Origin of the sequence: Nocardioides sp. (genome assembly GCF_014360585.1) — a bacterium.
Taxonomy (GTDB): Bacteria; Actinomycetota; Actinomycetes; order Propionibacteriales; family Nocardioidaceae; genus Nocardioides.
Genome location: NZ_JACIXG010000055.1, coordinates 1 through 24318 on the forward strand (window position 1 = coordinate 1; position 24318 = coordinate 24318).

The 24318-nt window shown below is 68.1% G+C and carries 19 protein-coding genes and 1 riboswitch; of the genes, 9 read left to right on the plus strand and 10 right to left on the minus strand.

The features are described from left to right. Positions 1-112: 112 nt before the first annotated feature. From purH to H5T77_RS17350, 3 genes are all read right to left on the minus strand, one after another. The gene (gene purH / locus H5T77_RS17340; RefSeq protein WP_292651308.1) at positions 113-1702 is read right to left on the minus strand and encodes a bifunctional phosphoribosylaminoimidazolecarboxamide formyltransferase/IMP cyclohydrolase; all 1590 of its coding nucleotides are present in this window, start codon (positions 1700-1702) and stop codon (positions 113-115) included. A 30-nt stretch (positions 1703-1732) separates the two neighbouring features. Then, a riboswitch (ZMP/ZTP riboswitch) is annotated at positions 1733-1810 on the minus strand. Between the two features lie 10 nt (positions 1811-1820). Continuing rightward, on the minus strand, positions 1821-2432 hold the full coding sequence (gene purN, locus H5T77_RS17345; protein ID WP_292651310.1) for a phosphoribosylglycinamide formyltransferase: 612 nt from the start codon (positions 2430-2432) through the stop codon (positions 1821-1823). A gap of 1109 nt (positions 2433-3541) precedes the next feature. Then, on the minus strand, positions 3542-4654 hold the full coding sequence (locus tag H5T77_RS17350; RefSeq protein ID WP_292651311.1) for an RHS repeat-associated core domain-containing protein: 1113 nt from the start codon (positions 4652-4654) through the stop codon (positions 3542-3544). Positions 4655-4693: 39 nt separating this feature from the next. Between H5T77_RS17350 and H5T77_RS17355 the strand changes: the two genes are divergently transcribed. After that, the gene (locus H5T77_RS17355) at positions 4694-5104 is read left to right on the plus strand and encodes a winged helix-turn-helix domain-containing protein (RefSeq protein WP_292651313.1); all 411 of its coding nucleotides are present in this window, start codon (positions 4694-4696) and stop codon (positions 5102-5104) included. 33 nt (positions 5105-5137) lie between these two features. On the opposite strand, the gene H5T77_RS17360 is transcribed toward H5T77_RS17355, so the two are convergent. Then, a complete protein-coding gene (locus H5T77_RS17360) occupies positions 5138-6394 on the minus strand; it encodes a cell division protein PerM (protein ID WP_292651314.1) in 1257 nt (418 codons plus the stop codon). Positions 6395-6535: 141 nt separating this feature from the next. Between H5T77_RS17360 and H5T77_RS17365 the strand changes: the two genes are divergently transcribed. The 6 genes from H5T77_RS17365 (at position 6536) to H5T77_RS17390 (ending at position 14101) form a co-directional block, all read left to right on the plus strand. Continuing rightward, on the plus strand, positions 6536-8374 hold the full coding sequence (locus H5T77_RS17365) for a SigE family RNA polymerase sigma factor (RefSeq protein WP_292651315.1): 1839 nt from the start codon (positions 6536-6538) through the stop codon (positions 8372-8374). A gap of 125 nt (positions 8375-8499) precedes the next feature. Next, positions 8500-9003 (plus strand): RNA polymerase sigma factor, encoded by a 504-nt coding sequence (locus tag H5T77_RS17370; protein ID WP_292651316.1) that lies wholly within the window; start codon positions 8500-8502, stop codon positions 9001-9003. 1 nt (position 9004) lies between these two features. Beyond that, positions 9005-10549, plus strand: a complete 1545-nt coding sequence (locus H5T77_RS17375; protein ID WP_292651317.1) for a hypothetical protein — start codon at positions 9005-9007, stop codon at positions 10547-10549. A 97-nt stretch (positions 10550-10646) separates the two neighbouring features. Then, a complete protein-coding gene (locus tag H5T77_RS17380; RefSeq protein ID WP_292651318.1) occupies positions 10647-11150 on the plus strand; it encodes a SigE family RNA polymerase sigma factor in 504 nt (167 codons plus the stop codon). Position 11151: 1 nt separating this feature from the next. Then, on the plus strand, positions 11152-12609 hold the full coding sequence (locus tag H5T77_RS17385) for a hypothetical protein (protein ID WP_292651320.1): 1458 nt from the start codon (positions 11152-11154) through the stop codon (positions 12607-12609). A gap of 115 nt (positions 12610-12724) precedes the next feature. Then, on the plus strand, positions 12725-14101 hold the full coding sequence (locus H5T77_RS17390) for a dicarboxylate/amino acid:cation symporter (RefSeq protein WP_292651322.1): 1377 nt from the start codon (positions 12725-12727) through the stop codon (positions 14099-14101). A 63-nt stretch (positions 14102-14164) separates the two neighbouring features. Here H5T77_RS17390 and H5T77_RS17395 read toward each other — a convergent pair whose 3' ends face one another. After that, positions 14165-14761 (minus strand): NADPH-dependent FMN reductase, encoded by a 597-nt coding sequence (locus H5T77_RS17395; protein WP_292651323.1) that lies wholly within the window; start codon positions 14759-14761, stop codon positions 14165-14167. A gap of 102 nt (positions 14762-14863) precedes the next feature. Here H5T77_RS17395 and H5T77_RS17400 point away from each other — a divergent pair, with 102 nt between their 5' ends. Continuing rightward, positions 14864-15700 carry a helix-turn-helix transcriptional regulator gene (locus H5T77_RS17400; RefSeq protein ID WP_292651326.1) on the plus strand — a complete coding sequence of 279 codons (837 nt, stop codon included), beginning with the start codon at positions 14864-14866 and terminating at the stop codon, positions 15698-15700. Between the two features lie 26 nt (positions 15701-15726). On the opposite strand, the gene H5T77_RS17405 is transcribed toward H5T77_RS17400, so the two are convergent. The 3 genes from H5T77_RS17405 to sucC form a co-directional block, all read right to left on the minus strand. Continuing rightward, positions 15727-16404 carry a muramidase family protein gene (locus tag H5T77_RS17405; RefSeq protein ID WP_292651328.1) on the minus strand — a complete coding sequence of 226 codons (678 nt, stop codon included), beginning with the start codon at positions 16402-16404 and terminating at the stop codon, positions 15727-15729. Positions 16405-16646: 242 nt separating this feature from the next. Continuing rightward, complete coding sequence (gene sucD / locus H5T77_RS17410; protein ID WP_179656108.1) at positions 16647-17543, minus strand: succinate--CoA ligase subunit alpha; 897 nt, start codon at positions 17541-17543, stop codon at positions 16647-16649. 17 nt (positions 17544-17560) lie between these two features. Then, on the minus strand, positions 17561-18724 hold the full coding sequence (sucC, locus tag H5T77_RS17415; protein ID WP_292651331.1) for an ADP-forming succinate--CoA ligase subunit beta: 1164 nt from the start codon (positions 18722-18724) through the stop codon (positions 17561-17563). A gap of 784 nt (positions 18725-19508) precedes the next feature. Between sucC and H5T77_RS17420 the strand changes: the two genes are divergently transcribed. Continuing rightward, entirely contained in the window at positions 19509-21287 is a 1779-nt protein-coding gene (locus H5T77_RS17420) for a M23 family metallopeptidase (protein WP_292651332.1), read from the plus strand. 118 nt (positions 21288-21405) lie between these two features. On the opposite strand, the gene pcrA is transcribed toward H5T77_RS17420, so the two are convergent. Next, positions 21406-23880 (minus strand): DNA helicase PcrA, encoded by a 2475-nt coding sequence (gene pcrA, locus H5T77_RS17425; protein WP_292651333.1) that lies wholly within the window; start codon positions 23878-23880, stop codon positions 21406-21408. A gap of 61 nt (positions 23881-23941) precedes the next feature. Continuing rightward, positions 23942-24304, minus strand: a complete 363-nt coding sequence (locus H5T77_RS17430; RefSeq protein ID WP_292651335.1) for a hypothetical protein — start codon at positions 24302-24304, stop codon at positions 23942-23944. Between the last annotated feature and the right edge of the window lie 14 nt (positions 24305-24318).

Below are 24318 nucleotides of genomic sequence, written 5' to 3' on the forward strand. Positions count from 1 at the left end.
TCCCGGCCGGGGCTTTGACTGCGGGTCCGAGCTTGTGAGTGATTCACAAGCTCGGACCCTCTGTCATAGCGGGACGTCGGTGATGATCGACGAGTTCTCGCGCCGCGTGAGATCAGTGCGCGAAGTGGCGAGTGCCGGTGAAGTACATCGTCACCCCGGCCGCCTCGCAGGCCTTGATGGTGAGCTCGTCGCGGATCGAGCCGCCGGGCTGCACGATCGCCTTGACGCCGGCGTCGATCAGGATCTGCGGGCCGTCCTCGAAGGGGAAGAAGGCGTCGGAGGCGGCGACGGCGCCGCGGGCACGCTCGGCGCCTTCGGCGAGGGTGTTGGCGCGCTCCACGGCCAGACGGCAGGAGTCGACCCGGTTGACCTGGCCCATCCCGATGCCGACGGCCGCGCCTTCCTTGGCCAGGAGGATCGCGTTGGACTTGGCCGTACGGCACGCCTTCCAGGCGAACGCGAGGTCCGCCAGCGTCGCCTCGTCTGCGGCCTCACCGGTCGCAAGAGTCCACTGTGCCGGGTCGTCACCCTCCGAGTCGACATGGTCGACCTGCTGCATCAGCAGCCCGCCCGAGATCGGCTTGGTCTCGACCGCAGTGCGCTCATCAGCGGGCGCCACGAGGATACGGATGTTCTTCCCGCCTCGCGGCAGGCTCTGAAGAACCTCGACCGCCCCGTCCTCGTACGAGGGAGCGACGATCGCCTCCGTGAAGCTCTCCTTGAGAAGCTCTGCCATCGCGACAGTCACCGGCCGGTTGGCCGCGATGACACCGCCGAACGCAGACACCGGGTCGGTGGCATGCGCCGCTGCGTACGCCTCCGCGATGGTCTCTCCAACCGCGATGCCGCACGGGTTGGCGTGCTTGATGATCGCGACGGCCGGCTCGGCGAAGTCGTTGGCGGCGCGTCGAGCGGCGTCGGTGTCGGTGTAGTTGTTGTAGGACATCTCCTTGCCGTGGAGCTGCTCGGCACTGGCCAGCCCGGCCGGTCCGTGGCCGTTGAGGTAGAGCGCAGCCTTCTGGTGCGGGTTCTCGCCGTAGCGAAGAACGGTCGACCTCTCGTACGTCCCGCCGACCCACGCCGGGAAACCGGTGCCGTCGGAGGTGTCGGTGAGCACGGAGCCCATCCAGGAGGCGACGGCCACGTCGTACGTCGCGGTGTGCACGAACGCGGCCGCGGCCAGCGCCTTGCGCTGGTCGTAGGTGAACCCACCCGCTGCGGCAGCAGCGAGGGTGTCGGCGTACTGCTCGGGCGAGGTCACGATCGCGACGGAGGGGTGGTTCTTGGCGGCAGCCCGGACCATCGAGGGCCCGCCGATGTCGATCTGCTCGACGACCTCGTCCGGGCCGGCGCCGGAGGCGACGGTCTGCACGAACGGGTAGAGGTTGGAGACGACCAGGTCGAACGGCTCGACCTCGAGCTCCTTAAGCTGCTCGACGTGGGAGTCGAGGCGGCGGTCGGCCAGGATGCCGGCGTGCACGCGCGGGTGCAGCGTCTTCACCCGGCCGTCGAGGCACTCGGGGAAGCCGGTCAGGTCCTCGACCTTGGTGACCGGCAGGCCCAGCTTCTCGATCAGCGCGGCTGAGCCACCGGTCGAGACGAGCTCGACGCCGGCGTCATGGAGCCCGCGGACCAGATCCTCGAGACCGGTCTTGTCGTAGACGGACACCAAGGCCCTCTTGATGGTGATCTGATCGAGCACAGCACTCTCCTCATCGGTCAATGATTTCGATGAGGGCACCCAGGCGGTCGATGCCGTCTCTTCACACTCCCCGGTGGTCCCCCACCTGCGCCAGTCGTGTGCTCGTCACTCTAACCGTTCAGGCTGGCCCGAATCGAACTCGCCGGCCGTCGACGGTGTAGCCCTCGCGGGCGATCCGTCCGACGGACTCAACCAGCATCGAACGTTCGACGACCTTGATCCGCTCGTGCAGCGTCTCCTCGGTGTCGTCGTCCTCCACCGGCACCGTCACCTGGGCCATGATCATCCCGGTGTCGACCCCGGCGTCGACGATGAACAGCGTCGCCCCGGTGACCTTCACCCCGTACTCCAGCGCATCCCGCGCACCGTGCATCCCCGGGAAGCTCGGCAGCAGCCCCGGATGCGTGTTGAGCGTCTTCCCCCCGAACCGCTCCAGGAAGGCAGCCCCCACCAGCTTCATGAAGCCCGCGGAGACCACCAGATCAGGCTCGTACGCAGCCACCGACTCGGCCAGGGCAGCGTCCCACTCCGCGCGCGACTCGTAGTCCTTGACCTTGTGCATGAAGGTCGGGATCCCGGCGTCGGTTGCCCGCGTCAGCCCCTGGATCCCGTCACGGTCGGCACCGACCGCGACCACCTCGGCTCCGTACTCCGGGGACGCGCAGGCATCCAGCAGGGCTTGGAGGTTGGTGCCCGACCCGGACACGAGGACGACAAGACGAAGAGCCACGCCGCCACCTTAGAGCAGCGCAAACCTTGTGTCCGCGCCGCCCAGATCCCGCCAATCGCACGACGGGACCGCGTCTGAGGAGAGCCGGGTGGGGCTGTCCACGATGTCACGAGCCAGGAGTGTCCTCGATCTCTTGAGACTTCACCACCCAACGTCCGCTACACCCTCATCGGTGAAGAGCCACACTTCTGGTCTCATCGCGGGGGATGGATACTTCTTGGCCACCGAGCAGGTAGATCGTGACCGCCCACGCATCATCGTGGATGATGCGTTCACCCCTCGGCGGTAAAAGATTCGAAAAACGCCGTGGCCCCGGGCATCTCCAGTGCGGCGATTACCTCGATGATGTTTTAGCATCGCGCTTTCTACACGCAGGTCAGATCGCCGGGTCGTGAATGATCAAGGTTAGAACGCAACTACGCCCGGACGCGAAGAGTCGTTCTAGAATTGAGACCTTCTCACTTCGCCCACCCCGGACCAGCGGTGCCCGGCATTCGGGGAAACCATGAGGGATCGTCGTCCTCGCCATCGTCCTCGTGCCATTGCGGCTTCCCAGAGCAAACGTAACTGACCCTGGAATCATCCTCACCTTCACTCAGGATGAAAATGTACTCTGGACCATTATCAACCCCAGACTCACCCTGAATTCGCCGAACTTCGTTGACGCTTGCACGTCGAATGATTAGGCCATCATACGACGGCCGAAGAGCCATGGCTTCTACACCCATGAAGTGCATATCGATTCGGGTAGAATATGGTTCCATCTTTGAACTTCGAAGCAGAAGTCGACCACGCCAGGAAGCCGAATACTGCCAGGTCACAAAGGCTCTCGGCGAGGCAAATAGAATTTCGCTCATAGTTCACGCTCCGATACCTTCAAGGGGGCTACCAATTGACCGGTTTTGAGACCGAAGTCTCAACGTATTGACTACCTCGTTGACGATAGAAGGTGACCCGATCCCAATCTAAATTTCCTTTCTCTACCATCTTGCCGACTTGATACATCTCCCACTCCGTTGCTGAGTCCCAATCGTCCCTGGAACCACGCCGATATGCCCGCGTGATTTGATCATTTGGATCCGTCCCAGGGAGACCATCGAGGGCAAACGCTACCTTTCCATTCTTGCGCAGGACACTCTTGACCTCATACATCCACACCGACTGCGGCTTGCCGCCGACATATCGATGAACTCTGCGTATCGAGGATGATTGAAAGTGTATCCGCCAATCTGTCTGGCCAACGCCTCAGAGTGCTCCTTGTGCCCGAGCACCATCGACGGCTCATCGCTATCGTCGCGGTCGCGTTTGTTCTTCGCGTAGCGCGTGTTGGCACGGGAGATCGCAGCCTGGTCCTTGGCGGTGTTGATGTTCGCCCGCTCCTCAGCCCGAGCAGCGGCAGCGGCGCTGCCTCGGGCAGCCATCGCGGCGTCCCTGGCCCGGTCAACGCTCGACGGTGCGCGGGGCACGACAGGCTTGGGCTTGGCCTTGGACGGGCCAAACAGAACTTCGCGCCACGGACGAGTACAAGCGCTCGAGCACCCGGAGTACCCACCACGCCCGCCACCACCCATGAGGTCGGTCTTCAACCCAGTGGGATCACTGTGCGGGGTCGGGTTCTGGTAGCTGTAGACGTAGGCGTTCAAATGCCGAGGTTCAGATGGATCCAGCACTGGATCCGGGGATACGAACGCCCCCGTCGTCGAGTCGTAGTAGCGTGCCCCGACCTGAGTCAGACCCGTCGTGTCGTTCGACTTACCGAGGAACCCACGGTCGCCAGGAGAACCGTTCGCGTCCCGGTCCTGATCGGTCGCCGCACGCCTCGCACCTCTCGCAGCACCGAACGGATCGCTGTAGTGCTTCGCAACCGAGACCTGGGTCCAGGTCGTGTTGGGGATCGACACGATCGGTGTCCCGTGATGGTCATTGACCAGCGACGTAACACCACCGAGACCACGCTCGTCGCGTACAGCGACCGTCTCGCCGTTGAAGGTGTAGTAACGGTGCGCGGAGACATTTCTGGTCTCGTCGCGTGGGATGGTGACTTCTTGGCCACCGGGGAGGTAGATCGTGACCGCCTCCGCGTCGGCGCGGATGATGCGTTCACCGGCACCGGTGTAGACGTACTCGGCCTCACCGAGCGTCTCCTCCCGACTGACCGACGCCACCGAGCAGGTCGCGAACCTCCCCAAGTCGGGGGCGTTCACGCCGACCAGCGCGCTCAACAGCGACCTGGCGTTCCAGGGGGAGGAGATAGTTCCGGCATGCCACCAGAGGTACCGGCCGGATTGCCACACACGCACGACGCGCAACCGCACATCACGCTTGACAGGTTCAACGGACCGCTTCTCTTTGACGACGGCGGCATCCGGCTCCTACGCGACACAAATGCAATCGGGCTGACCATCGCCGAATGGCGCATCCTTCGCCTGCTCCACGACCACGTTCACCAAGCCGTCCCTCGCAAGCTGCTGCTCATCGCGGCCGCCAACGGTCGCCACCCCGGCAGCGACCGCAGCCTCGACACCCACATCAGTCGTCTCCGCGACAAGATCGAGACCGAGCCGACATGGAAGACCGCTCGCCGCCCGAACGAGGAGATCGCACGCGAGCGCGCGTTGCGACGGATCATTCACACCGTCAACAACTACGGATACCGACTCGATCCTCGCTAACCGCAGCCCGTTCGGCACCCAGGTCCGCGGGAGTCACTCGCCAGCGGGCAGGGTACGTCGGTGCCACCAGGTCATCGTGAGCCCGGCGAGGAGGCCGGCGAGACCGAAGAAGGCGATGGCGTTGACGAGCACCTGCCCGGCGTTCGGCCCGACGTCGAGCATTCGACCGGGGCCGACCGCGCCCCCGGCGATGCCGGACAGGACAGCGATGAGAAGGCCGGCGACGACACCGGCGCTGACGCCGCGGAGTGCACCCTCGGACCAGCGCAGGGTCGGCCGGTGGCGCTGGACGCGGCACACAGCCCAGAAGGCGGTCAGCGGGCCGAGTGCCATCACCGCGGCGACCCAGGCGGGCGGGGCGCCGTTGTCAGGCAACGCGGCGAGCATCGGGAACATCGGCAGCGGCCCGAGGGTCACGGCGGTCGGGGTGACGGTCGTTCCGACACCGACCGAGAACCCGGGGCCGAGGGCGTACGAGCTGGAGAAGAGCACGGCGTTGGGGAGCACCAGGACGGCGAGCAGGGAGTAGAGGATGATCCCGCCGACGTCGAGGTGGAGCTGGGAGACGACGTTGATCGAGGTGGTGAAGTCGGCGAAGAGGGCCGCGAAGAAGAGCAGGGTGCTGACCGCGAACCACCAGACCAGGACCGACCTGACCATCACCAGGACGTCGACGGCCGCGCGTGGCAGCAGGGTGATCCACAACGCCGCACGGCCGGAGCCGACCGAGATCGCGGGCAGGGCCACGACGAGGCAGAGCCCGACCGACCACGCGAAAACGCCGAGGATGCTCGGTGCGGTCTCCGGCGTGCCGGCGACGATCGCGGTCGTGACCGCGGTGGCCGTGTAGCCCAGCGTGAAGAGTCCGGCCACGACGGGGACGGTCAGGTCGCGTTCACCGTCGGCGAGGGCGTTGGCATCGGGACCGTGCAGCGACACCGAGTCGCCGACCCGGATCCCGACCTGCCACATCGTCCAGGCGAGGACGAGGGTCAGTCCGAGCGGGACGAGGGTGACCGCGACTCCGGAGACGAGGACCCCCGAGCCGTGGCCGAGCAGCCACCCGAGCGCGGCGACACGCAGGGCGTCCGACGGCTCGCCGTGGGCCCCCATGTCACTGATGAACCAGCCGAGGATGCCGATCGCCAGGCAGACCACCAGCGTGGCGCCGGCAGTGCCGATGCCGCCCAGCAGGGCGACCGCGACCAGCGGACGGCGGTGGCGGAGATCGTGGAGATCGTCCGCGACTCGCCCGCGGTCAGGGGTGCGTGGAGGCAGCAGGGACGACATCGCCACTCATCCTCCCAATCCCGAGGGCCTCGATCCGGGCGACGCGCCGCCCGATGAGGTCTTGTGCACCCCTGATACCCACCTGTGCATCAGCGACCATTGCCGTTCATTCGACCGAATCACCTAGAGTTGGCCGCTGACATGGGCATGACCACGGCAGACCACGAGACCTTCGAGGCGTTCTATCAGGACGTCCGTGGACGCCTCCTTCTCCAAACCTGGTCGCTGACCGGGGACCTGGAGGCTGCGAAGGCCGCCGTGCGGGGCGCGATGGTCATCACCTGGCACCACTGGCGCAAGGTGAAGCCGATGGACGACTTCGAGCGCGAGGACTGGGTCCGGCCGATCGCCTGGTCCAAGGCGATCCGCAACCACTCGGTGCCGCTGCTCCACCGCGACCAGACGATCGCGCCGGAGGCTCGCAGCACCCTCTCCGCGCTGCGCAGCCTGCCGCTCCACAACCGCAAGGTCTTCCTGCTGGGCCATCTCACCAGCGTCGACCTCGCCCAGCTGGCCCGCGAGGTCAGCACCCCGATCAGCCGCACCGAGACGGACCTGCAGGCCGCAAACGCCGCCATCTGCGACCAGCTCGGCATCCCCCCGGAGCAACTGCAGACCATCTTCGACCCGCTCGTCGACGTGCTCACCGAGCAGCCCTGGCCGAAGACCTCGGCGATCACCACCGCCGGCGCGGTGCGCCGGCGAGTGCACACCGCCATCGGCGCCGCCGCGGCCATCGCCGCCCTGGTCGGCACCGGCTTCTTCGTCACCCAGGACGCCGAGACCGCGCCCCGACTCAACACGCTGTCGATGAAGTCGGCCGCCGAGGAGTTCGAGGTCGAGCCGAGCGAGATCCCCGGCAAGAAGCTGACCGCCAAGGACCTGATGACCGAGGAGGACGTGGCGAAGGTCTACGGCGGCTCCTGGGCCGTCGACATCTCCTCCGACAACCTCGAGGGCACCGGCCTCACCATCCCCTGCCAGGTCGAGCCCTCGGCCGGCGAGCGACCGGTGGCCAGCCTGGCGCGCACCTTCGCCGCCAAGCCGAAGGCGACCACCGCCGGCACCACGATCGAGTCATCCGTCGATGCGGAGGCTGCGACTGCGGCGTACAAGAAGATGCAGGGGTGGTACGCAGCATGTGCCGAGCCCCGCTACCAGCTGATGTTCACCGAGTCGGTGAAGGGCATCGGCGACGAGGCGACCCTCTTCACCTACCGCGACTGGGAGAACAACCGGGCAGTGACCTACGGGGTCGCTCGCACCGGTAGGCACACCGCCGCGGTCACCGTGAAGGTCGACGGCAAGTCCAGCACGACCGCGGCCAGGACCTCGACCATGCTCGGCACCGCCCTCCACAACCTCTGCTCGATGCCGGACGCAGGTGCGTGCGTGGAGACCAAGCGGCCGCGGGAGACCGTGGTCCCGCTCGCCACCGGCAAGGCGCCCGGGCTGATCAACGAGACGGACCTTCCCCCGGTGAGCACCATCGGCGACCCGTGGGAGGGCACCGAGGCGAAGCCGGCCAAGACCAACCCGGCCCAGACCCGCTGCGACAACACCCAGTTCAACGTCAAGGGCATGTCCGGGGCGCAGACCCGCGACTTCGTGATCCCCGAGACCAAGAAGAAGCTCGCCAAGACTTTCGGGCTCACCGAGACCGTCGGCAAGTTCGGCTCCGCCAAGGAGGCGCAGGCGTTCAACGCCGCGATCAAGACGCGGCTGAGCAAGTGCAGCGACAAGCAGCTCGGCAGCCACGTCACGCAGATCGCGACCGAGCCGATCAAGGACGGCGCGATCATGGTGTGGGACATCCGGGTCGAGCTCGAGAACTCCTCGGTCCTCTACCGGATGGCCGCGATCCGCCGAGGCGCCAACGTCGCCCAGATGAGCTTCGTACCCGACGGCGCCGCCGCCATCGGCAAGTCCGACTTCGTCGCGCTCGCCAAGCGCGCTGCGTACCGGCTCGACTATCTCTGAGCTCGGTTCCAACGGTCTCGGCTGAGACTTTTCCTTCCGGATGCAACCGGACCTGCCTTTCACGCATCTGACCCGGTGAGACTGGCGTAGCGCCAGATCAGGCACGGCCAGTCTGGGAGGCAGCGATGGACGAGAACGAGTTCGACGCGTTCTACAACGCGTCCTACCGCCGCGTCTGCGCCCAGGTCTACGCCATGATCGGCGACTTCGACGAAGCCGCCGAGTGCGTCCAGGAAGCCTTCGCCCGCGCCTGGGCACACCGACGGAAGATGTCCTCGGTCGACTACCCCGAAGCCTGGGTGCGCACCACCGCCTACCGCCTCGCAGTGGGCCGCTGGCGCCGCAAGAAGTACGCCAGCCGCGCCGCCGACAGAGCAGTCGGCGTCAAGATGGAGATGCCCCCGGTCGACGAGACCCACGTCGCCCTGGTCGCCGCCCTCAAGCAGCTCCCCGAGGCGCAGCGCCAGGCCATCGTCCTGCACCACATCGCCGATCTACCGGTCCACCAGGTGGCCACCGAGGTCGGCGCCCCCACCGGCACCATCAAGGCCCGCCTGGCTCGAGGACGGGCCACCCTGGCCGAGCTGCTTGCCGACGAAAGACCCGGCGCCGTCTGGAAGGAGGCCTGAGATGAGTGACCCGATCTCGCGCCTGGACCAGTTCCGCGCCGACACCCCTGGAGCGCCGATGAAGTCCGCAGCCGAGGTACGCCAACGGGGGGATCAGATCCGACGCCGCCGTCGCGCGGTCGTCGTCGCCGGTGCCGCCGCTGTGGCCGCCATCGTCGCCGGACCGATCATCTTCTTCTCCGCCGGAGTCGGCGAACGCGCCTTGGACCCGGCACCGCCACCGAGCGAGACGCCGAGCACCACCACGCCCAGTCCATCCGGATCCGCAGGCCCGTCCACCATGACCCGTGCCGATCTCCCGGTCGCCGAGGACCTGATCGCCCCTCTCGAGGCATCCTGGGGCGAGACCCAGACCTACGACGGCGAGGGCGGCGACGCCTACAACCCATGCCTCACCAAGACGCTGGGCGATTCCGCGGCCGATGCGACCTTCCGCCGCGACTTCGCGATCGGTCCGTCGCTGAACGCCGGGGTGGAGGACTACGGGATGATGAGCGCCGTGGTCGCCGAGTTCCGGTCGCCAGAGGCCGCCGAGGACGTCCGCGCCGATCTCTCGACGGCGGCCGCCTCCTGCACCCCGCTCGACGCGAGTCCGGCCGGTTCGCTACCTGTCGCGGGCGGCGTCGTCTCGCGCGGCGACATCAATGTCGTCACCTACGTCTCCAACGATCCCGGAGCGAACGCTCGCCCCGAGATCGCGACGGCCGTGGTCGTCGCCGAAGACCGGGTGCTGGTTCTGACGCGTCAGCGTGGCGCGAAGGAGCAGGTCTCGTCAGACTTCCTTCAGACCTCCCTGCAGACCTCCGCGGTCAACGCCGCCCACCGGATGGTCGGCGTCGAGCCGCCTGCCCCGCCTGACGAACCTGCGTCGAGCCCGGCATCCTCGTCGGCATCCTCGTCCGCATCCTCGTCCGCGCCCGCGGCGATCCTCGACGACTCCCACCTCGTCGTGGCCGGGTCGCTGCCGAGGCTGCCGCTGGAGGGTGAGTCGTCCGCGGTGTGGCAGCAGATCGCACCGCAGTCGATCCCGACGCTCTACTGCCAAGGCGCGTGGCTCTCCACGTTGAAGGCCGCCGAGTCGGTCAGCCGGGAGTTCCGGCTCGAGAACCCGGGCGAGATCGGCAAGGTCAACGTGACGGTGCTGGAATTCACTACGAAGGCTGCTGCCGACGGGGCGTACGAGACGGTCTACGACTGGCTCGACACCTGCCCGGCGTCGATGAACGACGCGAAGCTCTTCAAGGCCGAGCCGGTCGAATCCATCGAGGTCGACACCAGCCCCGCGATCGACCGCGCCGCGCAGACCCTCGCCGAGTACGCCGGTGATTGCGGCGGCCAGGGCTGCGACGCCACCTGGTACGACCATCAGACGGTCGCCCAGCTCGGGACCCGGTTGGTACTGGTCACCCACGCCGAGTCCGGTGGCCCCTGCCCTCCGACCAGGGCCTGCCCGCCGGAGGACCCGTCGGACTACAGCGAGTGGGACAACAGGGTCGCCCAGACGGTCGAGGCCACAGTGGGCCGAGCCGTCCAGGACCTGTCGTGATGAGGTCTCAGTGCAAATGACCTTTACGCTCCCGTACGCCGCCGCAGACACTGGCGCACAGGCACAAGTCAGGGAAAGCCATCCGGGAAGGCGAACGATGGACGAACACGAGTTCGACGCGCTGTACAACGCGTCCTACCGCCGCCTGTGTGCTCAGCTGTACGCCATGATCGGCGACTTCGACGAAGCCGCCGAGTGCGTCCAGGAGGCCTTCGCCCGCGCCTGGGCGCACCGACGCAAGATGTCCTCGGTCGACTACCCCGAAGCCTGGATCCGGACCACCGCCTACCGTCTCGCGGTCGGCCGCTGGCGCCGCAAGAAGTACGCAGGGCGAGCCGCCGACAGAGCCGTCGGTGCTCGCACCGAGATGCCCGCGGTCGACGAGTCCCACGTGGCTCTCGTCGCGGCCTTGAAGCAGCTTCCCGAGGCCCAGCGCCAGGCCATCGTCCTGCACCACATCGCCGACCTGCCCGTCCACCAGGTGGCCACCGAGGTCGGCGCCCCCACCGGCACCATCAAAGCCCGCCTGGCTCGAGGACGAGCCGCCCTCGCGGAGCTCCTCGCCGAGGACGATCCCGGCGCCGTCTGGAAGGAGGCCTGAGATGAGTGATCCGATCTCGCGTCTGGACCAGTTCCGCGCCGACGCACCCGGAGCGCCGATGAGCTCCGCAGCCGAGGCACGGAGACGGGGTGATCAGATCCGCCGACGGAAGCGCACCGTGGTCACCGCAGGCGCGGCCGCCCTCGCCGCCGTCGTCGCCGGACCGATCATCTTCCTCTCCACCGGACTCGGCGACAAGGCCATCGATCCCGCACCCGCACCGAGCGACCTCAGCCGGGCCAACCTGCCGACCGAGGGCGACCTCGTCGCCGACGACCCCTATCCGGCATGGGTCCAGGAGCAGACCTACGACGGTGAGGGCACCGACACCTACAACGACTGCCTCACCGAGTCCCTGAGCGACTCCGGCGCGCAGGCGGCGGTCCGCCGTGACTTCGTCGCGAAGCCCGGGGAGGAGATGGCGGACGCGGCAGGCACTCTGAACGCCGTCGTCGCCGAGTTCGGCTCGGCCGACGAGGCCGAGAGGGTACGCAGCGACCTCACCGACGCCGCAGCCTCGTGTCCCGGCGTGGACGGAGCAGAGGTGGCCGGGTCGCTACCGGTCGAGGGCGGTGTCATCTCGGGCGGCAACGTCGACGTCGTCACCTACCTGCCTGTCGAGCCCGAGATGAACGCTCGCTGGGAGGTGGCGACGGCCGTCGTCTCCGCGGAGGACCGGGTGCTGGTGATGACGCGGAAGCGCGGCGTGCAGGACTACGTGTCACCGACCACTCTGCAGACCTCTGCCGTCAACGCCGCCTACCGGATGGTCGGCGCCACACCGCCAAGCGATCCGTCCGCCGACCCGACGGAGACAGGATCGCCCGCGGCGGACGGTCTCAGCGCCGCCAACCTGATCGACGGCAGCACCCTTCCCGCGCTCGACCGCTTCGAGAGCCCTCTCGGCTGGAACCAGTACACGCCCGCCTCTGACGTACCGACCCTCGCCTGCCAGAAGGAGTCGCTCTCCTCGCTCGGTGCGTCGGCGAAGGTGGCGTCCGACTACCGCTGGGACACCGACAGTGCCATGGTCGGCCAGGTCCACATGGCGGTGCTGGAGTTCCCCGACGTGAACGCCGCCGGCGCTGCGTACAACGAGATCATGGAGTGGCAGGAGGTCTGCCCGGCCAACAAGCTCGGGGTCAACCCGGAGGTCACCTCGCTGCCCACCGATGTCAGTGCCGACCTCGATGCCGGGCCGAAGCGCGCGGCACGCTCTCAGGCGACGTATCCCGGGGCGGACGGCAACGACAGTCTCTGGTTCGAGACCGAGCTGGTCGCCCAGTACGAGACCCGGCTGGTCCTGGTCGGCTACGCCGAGATCGCCGGGCCGTGCCCGCCGAGCACCGGCGACAAGAACGACCCGTGCTACCAGCCCGACCAGCCTGACTCGTGGCCGGACCGGATCCTCGCGATCGAGAAGGCGGCGGTGGCAGCCGGCATCAGCGACCTCCGCTGAGTCAGAGCTCGGGCGAGACTCCGGTCACACCGCGCGCACCCGGGGAAGACACGTATGGGTCAGGGCGTTCGAACCCGACAGAGCCCCGAACCGTGACAACCCTGGAGAAGCCCTCGTGTCCACCACCCCCACCGCCCGACGGCGACTGCCGCTGCCGTCCTTCTCGGTCCAGATCATCCTGGGCCTCGTCCTCGGCGTCGCGCTCGGCGCGGTCGCGCGAGCGATCGGCCCCGGGGCCGGAGACGAGGCCAACTGGCTGACGACGACCCTCTCCACGATCGGCGACTCGTTCGTCTCGCTGCTCAAGGCAGTCGTCGTACCGCTGATCTTCACCGCCATCATCGCCTCGATCGCCAACCTGCGTACGGTCAGCAACGCGGCCCGGCTCGCGGGGCAGACGCTACTGTGGTTCGCGATCACGGCGGGGATCTCGGTCGTGATCGGCATCGGCCTGGGGCTGCTCTTCCGCCCCGGCACCAACACCGCGGTCAACGCCTCGGATGCGGCCGAGACCGGGGCGTCCGCGTCGTGGCTCGACTTCCTCCAGGGTCTGATCCCCGGCAACTTCCTCGGCCTCGAGGCGTCGACCAGCGTCGAACAGGTCGGTGGGAGCCCGCTCGCGGAGACGGCACTGAGCTTCAACGTCCTCCAGGTGCTCGTGGTGGCCCTCGCGATCGGCATCGCGGCGCTCAAGACCGGGGAGAAGGCCGAGCCGTTCCTCGCCTTCAACCGCTCCTTCCTCGCCATCGTGCAGAAGGTGCTGTGGTGGATCATCCGGCTGGCCCCGATCGGCACCCTCGGCCTGATCGGCAACGCGGTCGCCTCCTACGGCTGGGACTCGCTGAGCTCGCTGGCCTGGTTCGCGGTGGCCGTCTACGTCGGTCTGGCGCTGGTCCTGTTCGTCGTCTACCCGGTGCTGCTGCGCGTCAACGGCCTCAACCCGCTGGCGTACTTCCGCGGTGCCTGGCCGGCGATCCAGCTCGCCTTCGTCTCGCGCTCCTCGGTGGGCACCATGCCGGTGACCGAGCAGGTGACCGTCAAGAACCTCGGTGTCCCGCAGGAGTACGCCTCCTTCGCGGTCCCGCTGGGCTCGACCACGAAGATGGACGGCTGCGCGTCGATCTACCCGGCGATCTCGGCGATCTTCGTCGCCCAGATCTTCGGGATCGACCTGGGTCTCACCGACTACCTGCTGATCGCCTTCGTCTCGGTCGTCGGCTCGGCCGCGACCGCCGGTCTCACCGGTGCCGTCGTGATGCTGACCCTCACCCTCTCGACCCTCGGTCTGCCGCTGGCCGGTGTCGGCCTGCTGCTCGCGATCGACCCGATCCTCGACATGGGCCGCACCGCGGTCAACGTCGCCGGACAGGCGCTGGTCCCGACGATCGTCGCCAAGCGCGAAGGCATCCTCGACGTCGACCGCTACAGCTCCGCCTCCGCGGACGGGCTGCTGGCCGACGACGAGCCCGCCAAGGAGCCGGTCCCCGCCTGAGGTCGCCCGGACGTACGCGGACAAGCGCCCCCGACAGCCATCGGCTGCCGGGGGCGCTCCGTCTCACCCGGGGTAGGGCGCCTCGCCGCGCGCGGCCCTCAGGGCTTCGCCCCACCAGGTGAGCTGGGCGAGCATCGCCTTGGCGTAGACGGCGGACTCCGGGTCGTTCGGCCGCCCGTCCCCGTCGAGGCGCTCCCAGTAGCGCGGGAAAGCGAGGCGGGCCTGGATCGGGTGGGCGTGCAGCTCGGTCAGCACGTTCTCCAGGTGCAGGGCGGCGTGGCGGCCACCGCTGTCGCCGCCGTAGGAGACCAAGGCGACCGGTTTCGCCTGCCACTGGGTGAAGTGCCAGTCCAGCGCCGACTTCAACGAGGCCGGGTAGCTGTGGTTGTACTCGGGCGTGACGATGACGAAGCCGTCGGCGGCCTCGAGGGCGGCGGTCAGCTCTCGCTGACCCTCCGGCCGCGGATAGTCGGCGCCGGCGGCCTTCGGTGACTCGTCGGGCAGGGACAACGGGATCTCGTGGTCGGCCAGGTCGACCAGCTCGACGTCGAGACCGCCGTACGCCTCGGCCTGCTCGGCCATCCAGGAGCCGAAGATCGGACCCCCTCGGCCTTCCCGGACGCTGGCGGTGATGACTGCGATACGTAGTGGTGTGTTCATGCCGCCCAGGTTTGCCCGGATCAGCGGCGGGCGGGAGGCCGAGCCGAGGCTGGCCCCAGCAGGGCCACCATCACCGCCCGCCCGCGCCGTACGCTTGGCAGCATGCCAGCCAACGCGGGAGCCCTCGGCTCGTTCATCCGGGACCGCCGCGACCAGACCACGCCGGAGAGCGTCGGCCTCCCGGAAGGGGTACGCCGCCGAGCCCCCGGTCTACGGCGGTCCGAGCTGGCCACGCTGGCCGGGATCAGCGTCGAGTATCTGGTCCGGATCGAGCAGGGCCGCGACCGCCACCCCTCGCCCCAGATCCTGCGGGCCATCGGTGAAGCGCTCCGCTTCGACGCCGCCACCCACGAGCACCTGCGCACCCTCGCGATGGCCTCCGGCGGCCAGTGCCTCGGGCCCTTCTCCTCCGGTCGCGACGTACGCCCCGGCGCACGCGCGCTGGTGGAGCAGTTCGAGCCCGGGCTGGCCGTGCTCACCAACCGGCTCGGCGACCTGCTCGCCCACACCTCCACGTTCGACATGCTCGCCCGGCCCCTCGGGATGCTCGACCACGCGGAGCCCAACCTCACCATGTACGCCTTCCTCGACCCGAGCGCTCGCGAGGCGTTCCCCGACTGGGAGCGGGTGGCCGATGACCTGGTGGCGAACCTCTACCGCGGCCCCAACCCGGTCGGCTCGCGGATGATGATCGAGGCGATGTCGGAGCCGGCGGGGCCGGAGTTCACCGACCGGCTGAACCGCCACGACCCGCCCCACGGCGGCGTGTGGCGCTGGCTCCATCCCGACGCCGGCGAGCTGCGCTTCGACGTCGAGGAGCTCGAGCTCCCGGCCGCCGACAACCAGCAGATCCTGGTCCTGATGCCGGCCGACGAGGCGACCGCGGAGTCGCTCGACGCGATGCGGCGCCGCAGGTCGGGTGCCCTGCGGGCAGTCTGACCGCGCCTCGGCTTTCGCGAGGGTGGTCAGCTCGACGGGATGTACAGCTTGTATCCGGGCGGCAGCTTGTCGGGCGACCTGGTGCCGTTGTAGCTCCGCAGCGCCTTCTCGGTGATGCGGAACTTCTTGGCGACACTCGCATAGGTGTCCCCGGCAACGGTCGTGTATACCGTCTCCCCGGTGCCGGGCTGGGGCTTCGGCTTGGGCTTGGGCTTTGTCGCCTTGGCCGGGATCTCGATCGTCGTGCCGGCGAGCAGCTTGGTGGCGTCCTCGTAGCCGTTGTGCGCCATCAGCTCATCCGCGGTGACGCCGAACTTCTCACCGATGCTGAAGAACGTGTCACCGGCGACGACCTCGTACTTCTTCAGCTTCGGCTTTGCGGCGGGGATCTTGATCTCGCTCCCTGCCAGCAGCTTGGTGGGATCCTCGTAGCCGTTGTAGGCCATCAGCTCGCCCACCTCGACGCCGAACTTCTTGGCGATGCCGGAGAAGGTGTCCCCGAGCGCCACGGTGTAGGTCTTCTTGGCCGGCTTCGCGGGCGGGCTCACCACGAGCTTGGCCCCTGCTCGGATCTTGGCCGGGTCGGCGATCTGGTTCCAGGTCGCGAGGTCGCCGGCCTTCACGCCGTACTTCTCGGCGATGCCGGAGAGCGTCTCCCCCGGCTGGACGATGTGGGTCTTCCGGGCGGGCTCCGCCTGCGCCACGCTCCGATCCACGCCTTGGGTCGATGCAACCGCCACCGGAGCCGAACCGGCGCCAGGTGGCGCTATCGAAACCGAGAGCCCCACACCGACCACGCCCGAGATCAAACACGCCATTTTCTTGGCCATGGTCGACACATTAATCCGTGCGGACGCTCAGTCGTGCGCATTCGGACCGATTCCCCCAGAGACAGCGACCGCCCCGCGACCATGACGGTCGCGGGGCGGTCAGGATCTGACGTACGTCAGAGGGACTGCAGGATCTCGCGAGCGAGAGCAGCGGTCTCCGACGGGGTCTTGCCGACCTTGACGCCGGCGGCCTCGAGGGCCTCCTTCTTCGCCTGCGCGGTGCCGGCGGAGCCGGACACGATCGCACCGGCGTGACCCATGGTCTTACCCTCCGGCGCCGTGAAGCCGGCGACGTAGCCGACGACAGGCTTGGAGATGTTCTCCTTGATGTAGGCCGCGGCCCGCTCCTCGGCGTCGCCACCGATCTCACCGATCATGACGATGACCTTGGTCTCGTCATCCTTCTCGAACGCCTCGAGGGCGTCGATGTGGGTGGTGCCGACGATGGGGTCACCCCCGATGCCGATGGCGGTGGAGAAGCCGAAGTCCTTCAGCTCGTACATCATCTGGTAGGTCAGCGTGCCCGACTTGGAGACGAGACCGACCGGGCCCTTGCCCGTGATGGTGTGCGGGGTGATGCCGGCCAGCGACTCGCCGGGCGTGATGATGCCGGGGCAGTTCGGGCCGATCATGCGAGTGGCCTTGCCCTGCAGGTAGGACCACACCTCTGCGGTGTCCTGGACCGGGACGCCCTCGGTGATGACCACGATCAGCGGCATCTCGGCGTCGATGGCCTCGATCGCGGCGGCCTTGGTGAAGGCCGGCGGCACGAAGAGGACGGACACGTCGGCGCCGGTCTCCTTCATCGCCTCCTCGACGGTGCCGAAGACCGGGAGGGTGACGTCGTTACCCTCGTGGTCCTTGTGGGTGACCGTGGTGCCGGCCTTGCGTGCGTTGACGCCACCGACGATCTGGGCGCCCGAGTCGAGCATCAGAGCGGTGTGCTTCGCACCCATGCCGCCGGTGATGCCCTGGACGATGACCTTGCTGTCCTTGTTGAGGTAGATGCTCATGTTTCTCTCTCCTGACCTCAGGCGTTGGCCAGCTCGGCGGCCTTGTCGGCGCCGCCGTCCATGGTGTCGACGATGGTGACCAGCGGGTGGTTGGCCTCACTGAGGATCTGGCGGCCCAGGTCCACGTTGTTGCCGTCCAGACGCACGACGAGCGGCTTGGTCGCCTCGTTGCCGAGGATGTCCAGCGCGCCGACGATGCCCTTGGCGACCTCGTCACAGGCGGTGATGCCACCGAAGACGTTCACGAACACGGACTTGACCTGCTCGTCGTTCAGGATGACGTCGAGACCGTCGGCCATGACCTGCGCGTTGGCGCCGCCACCGATGTCGAGGAAGTTGGCGGGCTTCACGCCGCCGTGTGCCTCACCGGCGTAGGCGACGACGTCGAGGGTCGACATGACCAGACCCGCGCCGTTGCCGATGATGCCGACCTGGCCGTCGAGCTTGACGTAGTTGAGGCCCTTGTCCTTGGCCTTGGCCTCGAGCGGGTCCTCCTCGTCGCGGATGACGAACTGCTCGTGGTCCTCGTGACGAACCTCGGAGGCGTTCTCGTCCAGCGAGACCTTGCCGTCCAGGGCCTCCAGCTTGTCGCCCTCCAGGCGAGCCAGCGGGTTGACCTCGACGAGCGTCGCGTCCTCCTCGGTGAACACCGTGTAGAGGCTCTGGATCATCGAGACGGCCTGCTCGAAGACGGGCTCCGGGAAGCCGCACTCGGTCGCGATCTCGCGCGCCTTGGCCTCGTCGACACCCGTGCCGGGGTCGATGCCGATCTTCTTCACGGCGTCGGGGTTGGTCTTGGCGACCTCCTCGATCTCCACACCACCCTCGACGGACGCGATGCAGAGGTACTGCCGGTTCGACCGGTCCAGCAGGAAGGAGAAGTAGTACTCCTCCACCGGCGGGGTCGCCGGAGCGATCAGCACCCGGTTGACCTTCAGGCCCTTGATCTCCATGCCGAGGATGTTCGAGGCGTGCTCGAACGCCTCATCGGCGGTCTTGGCCAGCTTCACGCCGCCGGCCTTGCCCCGGCCGCCGGCCTTCACCTGCGCCTTGACGACGCAGAAGCCCATCTCCTCGGCGGCTTTCCTGGCTTCCTCAGCCGTCTCGACGACGACACCTTCGGTCACGGCAACGCCGTGCTTGGCGAAGAGCTTCTTCGCCTGGTACTCCATGAGATCCACTGATCCACCTGGTCTGTATGTTGCGGTACGGGGCGGCATTCCGCAGGGATTCAGCGGTGACGCCCTCGTCTTCAGATGTGTCCGTCAAGCACCTTAGACCCCGCTGACGTCGGGTTACGAGCCCAGGGGGCACGACGTGACGTACGCCACTAGGGGTCGGCCAAGCGGACACACCGGACATATACCAACAAATCAGCAACGTTGAGTAACAGCCCGTAGCACCCCGTAGCGGGGCGCGTTTGACCACGTACGGGGCGGTCCTCTGCCCGCGAATCGGCTGATTTCGACACGGCACAGGGGCCCAAATGGGCCGATGACACGCGTTTCGCGAGACACGAAGAATCCGCAATCCGATTCCGAATCTGGCGGATTCACGCAGATCAGCGACGGAATCCGTGCTTGCCGAAGGTGAAATCAGCGACACGAGCGGCCCACATTTCTTGACCACGCCCTCCGGTCCGTTACAGTCATGGCTCGCCGTCTGAACCCCGAGCAGCGGAGATATGAACTGATGGGCAACCACCGAGCCGACGTCACAAAAGACAGTCCGCGTTCGGTCACCCCTTCCCCCGGAGCAACCACGAGCAGCAGCAGCTACGTTGGGAAGCGGCGCGCAGCGCCGGCGACCGATAGCCCTGCCTCCAGGCCTGCCCCGCGAGCGACCGGATCGACCTCCTACGTCGGGAAGCGACGCGCAGCGCCGTCCCCCGCCGTCGGGACCGCGAAGCCATCCCCCGCCCCTGACACTCCTGAAGAGCCGGTCGCCAAGGCCCGGCCCAACCGCGTGGTCCTCGAGCAGACCGGCGCGCTGCCGGTCGTCGGGTCACCCCGCACCGGGGCTCCCCTGGACAACGAAGGCGACGACGGTCGCATCTCGACCGGGGAGCTGCGTGCTCTCGTCGAGGGCGACGGCGGACCTTCGTTCCCGAGCTCGTTCCCGACGCAGCTTCCCGCGAAGGTTGCTCCTCGGCCGATCGTGCCGCCGCAGCGCCGGGCCGTCCAGATCGACCCGGTCCTGTCCGACCTGCTCTCCTCGATGGGCATCGACCCGGACAAGGTGACCCCCGAGGTGCTCGAAGACCTCGGCGTGGGTGGCATGACGACCTCCGAGCTCACCTTGTTCCTGACCCAGCCGACCAGGCCGGCGCCGATGAAGAGCGCGTCGAGCGCGGCGGTCTCGACCAAGACCCCGCCGCGCGGCATCCCCGCGGCTCCGGCTCCCGCACCGGTGCTTCCGGTGCCGGTGCCCCCGGTTGCTCCGGTCGCGCCCCTCGCCCCGGTCGCTCCGGTCGCCGCCGTGGTTCCCGAGCCGACCTTCCAGGCCCCCGAGCCGACGCACACCCCGAAGCCGCTGCGGATGGCGAACACGTTCGCGCCGTTGACCGGCAAGGTCCGCGCCGTGCGTCAGGCCCGGCAGATCCCGGCCCCGCCGGCCTACGAGCCGGAGGTCCCGGAGGCCAAGGAGCCCCGCGGGTTCCAGGAGGCGTTCGACGCGCCGCCGACCTCCTTCAAGATCGACACGACCACGTTCCCGGCCCCGCCGGTGTCACTGCCCGAGCAGATCGACTTCGACTCGATGGCGATCGATCTTCCGGCCGAGACCTACACCGTCGACGCGCCCTACTACGAAGAGCCGCAGGCCGCCGAGGCGTTCTACCAGGACGACTACTCCTACGGCCACGACCCGCAGCAGGCCGAGGCCTACTTCCGCGCTGACACGGGCAGCATCGACCTGCCGAGCATCAGCGAGATCGCGACCTACCGGCCCGAGCTGCACGACCTTCCGGCGGTCGAGACCACCGGCACCATGGTTGGCATCGGCGGCCCCACCCGTCCGCGCGCCCGGCGCGCAGCCGCCGCAGCGGCCGGTGGCCGCCCGACGGTCCCGCTGACCGCCGGCGCCGCTGCCCTCGCCGCTGCCATCGGTGGCATCGCGCTGACCGGCGGTCCGACGATGGTCGCCGCAGACGACGTACGCCTCGTCGGAGCCACCGCGCTCGGTGGTGACAGCGACATGGTCGTCGTCGGCGACCGCTCCGCGACCGTGAGCCGTAACGACGAACGCTCCGAGGCCGACACCGCGGCGAGCGACCGGGAGAAGGCGCTCCAGGGCGTCGACGTCCAGGCCGACAAGCAGGACAAGTTCCTCAAGTCCAACATGTGGGAGCTCCCGCTCGCGGCCGGAACGTACCGGATCACCGGCACGTTCGGCTCCTCCGGCGCCAACTGGTCCAGCACCCACACCGGTCTCGACTTCGCGACCTCCTACGGCACCCCGATCCGGGCCGTCTCGCGCGGCACGGTCACCTTCTCCGGCTGGGACGGCGCCTACGGCAACAAGACCGTGATCACGATGGATGACGGTACGGAGCTGTGGTACTGCCACCAGAGCGACTTCGGCGTCGAGGTCGGTCAGACCGTCTCCCCCGGCGAGACCATCGGCTACGTCGGCTCCACCGGTAACTCCACCGGCAACCACCTCCACCTGGAGGTCCGCCCCGGTGGTGGTGACGCCGTCGATCCCGACAGCGCGCTCAACGAGCACGGCGTCGACCCGACCTGACGCGCACAGCGCGTAAACCTGTAGCCGAGTCGGCGCATCTGCACGCCTTGGAGCGAAGCGAGCGAGGCGAGCGGATGCGCCGACTCGGCGCGTAATCCTCTACGCCGACCCCCAGTGCCTAGAGCTTCTCAACCGGCGCATACCGCAGCAGCAACCGCTTGACCCCGGTGTCACCGAAGTCGATGCTGGCGACCTGCTTGTCGGCGGCGCCTTCGACGGTCACCACCGTGCCGAGGCCGAAGGAGTCGTGGGTGACGCGGTCACCCGGGTCCAGGGATGGGATCTCCCGGGCCGGCTTCGACTTCGACGCGGCGTCGGCACGTACCGCAGCCGAGGAGAAGTTGCGGCGCCCGGCGGCGGTCGGCTGCCCGAGTCGCTGGCCGCCGCCCCAGGTGTCGTCGGCAAAGCTCGGCCGACCCCAGGAGGACATCTCCTTCTCCGTACGCCGCCAATCGACCAGGTCGACGGGGAGCTCGTCGAGGAAACGGCTGCCGGGATTGTGGGAGGGCGCGCCCCAGGCCGAGCGGACCACGGCACGCGAGATGAAGAGTCGCTTCTCGGCTCGGGTGATGCCGACGTAGGCCAGTCGGCGCTCCTCCTCGAGCTCGGTCCCGTCACCGAGGGCCCGGGAGTGCGGGAAGACGCCGTCCTCCATGCCGGTGAGGAAGACCGCGGGGAACTCCAGACCCTTCGCGGTGTGGAGGGTCATCAGGGTGACCACGCCGTCCTCGTCGTCGGGGATCTGGTCGGTGTCGGCAACAAGAGCGACCCGCTCCAGGAAGTCGGGCAGGCCGGGCACCACGGTGCCGCCGGCATCTTCCAGCGCAGCGATGTCGGCGGGGTCCGCGCTCGGGGCCGCGACGGGGTCGTCGGAGAACTCACGCGCGACCGCGACGAGCTCGGCGAGGTTCTCCACGCGGGTCTCGTCCTGCGGGTCGTCGGACTCCTCCAACGAGGCGAGATAGCCCGAACGGTCGAGCACGGTCTCCAAGATGACGTCGGCACGTTCGCCGGCGTCGACCATCTGCAGAAGCTCTTCGACCATCGCCACGAAGGCCTTGATGTTGGTCAGGCTGCGGGTGGCCATGCCGGGGGCGTCCTCGGCCTTCTGCAGCGCTTCCCAGAAGGTCAGGCCGTCGCGGTCCGCGAGCGCGTTGACGCAGGCCACGGCGCGGTCACCGATGCCTCGCTTGGGGGTGTTGAGGATCCTTCGGAGCGAGACCTGGTCGTCGGGGTTGGCCAGCATGCGCAGGTAGGCCAGGGCGTCGCGCACCTCCTTGCGTTCGTAGAAGCGCACCCCACCGACGACCTTGTAGGGCTGGCCGGTGCGGATGAACACCTCTTCGAAGACGCGCGACTGGGCGTTGGTGCGGTAGAAGACGGCCACGTCGGCGGCCTTGAGCCCGCCGTCGACGAGCTTGTCGATCTCGTCGGAGACGAACCGGGCCTCGTCGCGCTCGTCGTCGGCGACGTACCCGACGATCCGCTCACCGTTGCCGGCGTCGCTCCACAGCGCCTTCTCCTTGCGGCCCTTGTTGTGCTTGATGACCGCGTTGGCGGCGGTGAGGATCGTCTGGGTGGAGCGGTAGTTCTGCTCCAGCAGGATCGTGGACGCGTTGGGGAAGTCCTGCTCGAAGTCGAGGATGTTGCGGATGTTGGCGCCGCGGAAGGCGTAGATCGACTGGTCGGCGTCACCGACGACCATCAGCTCGGCGGGGTCGCTACGAGGGGCCTCGTCGGCGTAGGAGTCGGTCAGCGCGGTGTCGTCCATCCGGTCGGCGCAGAGCTCGTGGACCAGGGCGTACTGGGCGTGGTTGGTGTCCTGGTATTCGTCGACCAGCACGTGACGGAACCGGCGCCGGTAGACCTCGCGCACCTCCGGGTAGGCACGGAAGAGCTCGACGGTGGACATGATCAGGTCGTCGAAGTCGAGGGCGTTCGCCTGCCGCAGCCGCTTCTGATACTCCTTGTACGCCGCCACATAGGTCTGCTCGAGGTGGTTGCGCGCGTCCTTCTCGGCCGTCTCGACGTCGCGCAGCTCGTTCTTCTGGTCGCTGACCCAGTTGAGCACCTGGCCGGGCTGGTAGTGGCGCGGATCCAGGTCGAGATCGCTGAGCACCAGCTGCATCAACCGCTTCTGGTCCTGGGCGTCGTAGATCGAGAAGTTGGACTTCAGTCCCACCTTGTCGACCTCCTTGCGGAGGATCCGAACGCAGGCGCTGTGGAAGGTGGAGACCCACATGATCCGGGCGCGCTTGCCGATCAGGGCCTCGACGCGCTCCTTCATCTCGGCCGCGGCCTTGTTGGTGAAGGTGATCGCCAGGATGCTGCCGGGGTGCGCGCCGCGCTGGGAGATCAGCCACGCGATCCGCCGGGTCAGCACCCGGGTCTTGCCCGACCCCGCGCCCGCGACGACCAGCAGCGGCGCACCCTGGTGCTGCACCGCGGCCTTCTGGGGCTCGTTGAGCCCGTCGAGGAGCTCCTCGGCGCTCGGGCCACGCCGGTCCGTACGCGGCTCGTCGGCCGGCTGCGCCGAGGCGAAGGCCTCGAGGCCCGGGATGGTGGCAACAGGGGTCTGGTCAGGCGTACTCATGCTGGCTCCAGCCTAGGGTGCGCCACCGACAAGTCGCGGGTCGGCGAGCCTGTGGGGAGGGTTACGCCGCGACGTGCGCGGAGGACCAGAAGACCGCGACGCAGACGTTGATGATCGTCAGGCCGAAGATGGTCCAGTAGAGCCCGTCGGCGATCTTGGGCTTGCGCAGCTGGGACATCACCAGGCCGAGGACGACCAGGCCGATCACCAGCTTCACGCCGACCTTGGCGTGGTCGACCGGACCGTCGCCCATCTCGAGAACGCCGACGAGCAGCAGACCGGCCAGGAAAGCGGTGCCCGAGCCGTCCCGCATGAGGCCGTTGGCGACCTTGTCCGGCGCCTTGATCTGGACCAGCAGGCCGCCGAAGAGCGCCGCGAAGCCGAGCAGGTGAATGACGAGCAGAATGTGCCGCACGATCTCCATGCGCTCAGCCTAGA

Bases quoted from the DNA above. Each gene is read 5' to 3' on its own strand.
- H5T77_RS17365 (WP_292651315.1), top strand. From the start codon at position 6,536: ATGGGCATGACCACGGCAGACCACGAGACCTTCGAGGCGTTCTATCAG.
- pcrA (WP_292651333.1), bottom strand. From the start codon at position 23,880: ATGAGTACGCCTGACCAGACCCCTGTTGCCACCATCCCGGGCCTCGAG.
- H5T77_RS17370 (WP_292651316.1), top strand. From the start codon at position 8,500: ATGGACGAGAACGAGTTCGACGCGTTCTACAACGCGTCCTACCGCCGC.
- sucD (WP_179656108.1), bottom strand. From the start codon at position 17,543: ATGAGCATCTACCTCAACAAGGACAGCAAGGTCATCGTCCAGGGCATC.
- H5T77_RS17395 (WP_292651323.1), bottom strand. From the start codon at position 14,761: ATGAACACACCACTACGTATCGCAGTCATCACCGCCAGCGTCCGGGAA.
- H5T77_RS17380 (WP_292651318.1), top strand. From the start codon at position 10,647: ATGGACGAACACGAGTTCGACGCGCTGTACAACGCGTCCTACCGCCGC.
- H5T77_RS17355 (WP_292651313.1), top strand. From the start codon at position 4,694: ATGCCACCAGAGGTACCGGCCGGATTGCCACACACGCACGACGCGCAA.
- H5T77_RS17360 (WP_292651314.1), bottom strand. From the start codon at position 6,394: ATGTCGTCCCTGCTGCCTCCACGCACCCCTGACCGCGGGCGAGTCGCG.
- H5T77_RS17375 (WP_292651317.1), top strand. From the start codon at position 9,005: ATGAGTGACCCGATCTCGCGCCTGGACCAGTTCCGCGCCGACACCCCT.
- H5T77_RS17400 (WP_292651326.1), top strand. From the start codon at position 14,864: ATGCCAGCCAACGCGGGAGCCCTCGGCTCGTTCATCCGGGACCGCCGC.
- H5T77_RS17385 (WP_292651320.1), top strand. From the start codon at position 11,152: ATGAGTGATCCGATCTCGCGTCTGGACCAGTTCCGCGCCGACGCACCC.
- H5T77_RS17430 (WP_292651335.1), bottom strand. From the start codon at position 24,304: ATGGAGATCGTGCGGCACATTCTGCTCGTCATTCACCTGCTCGGCTTC.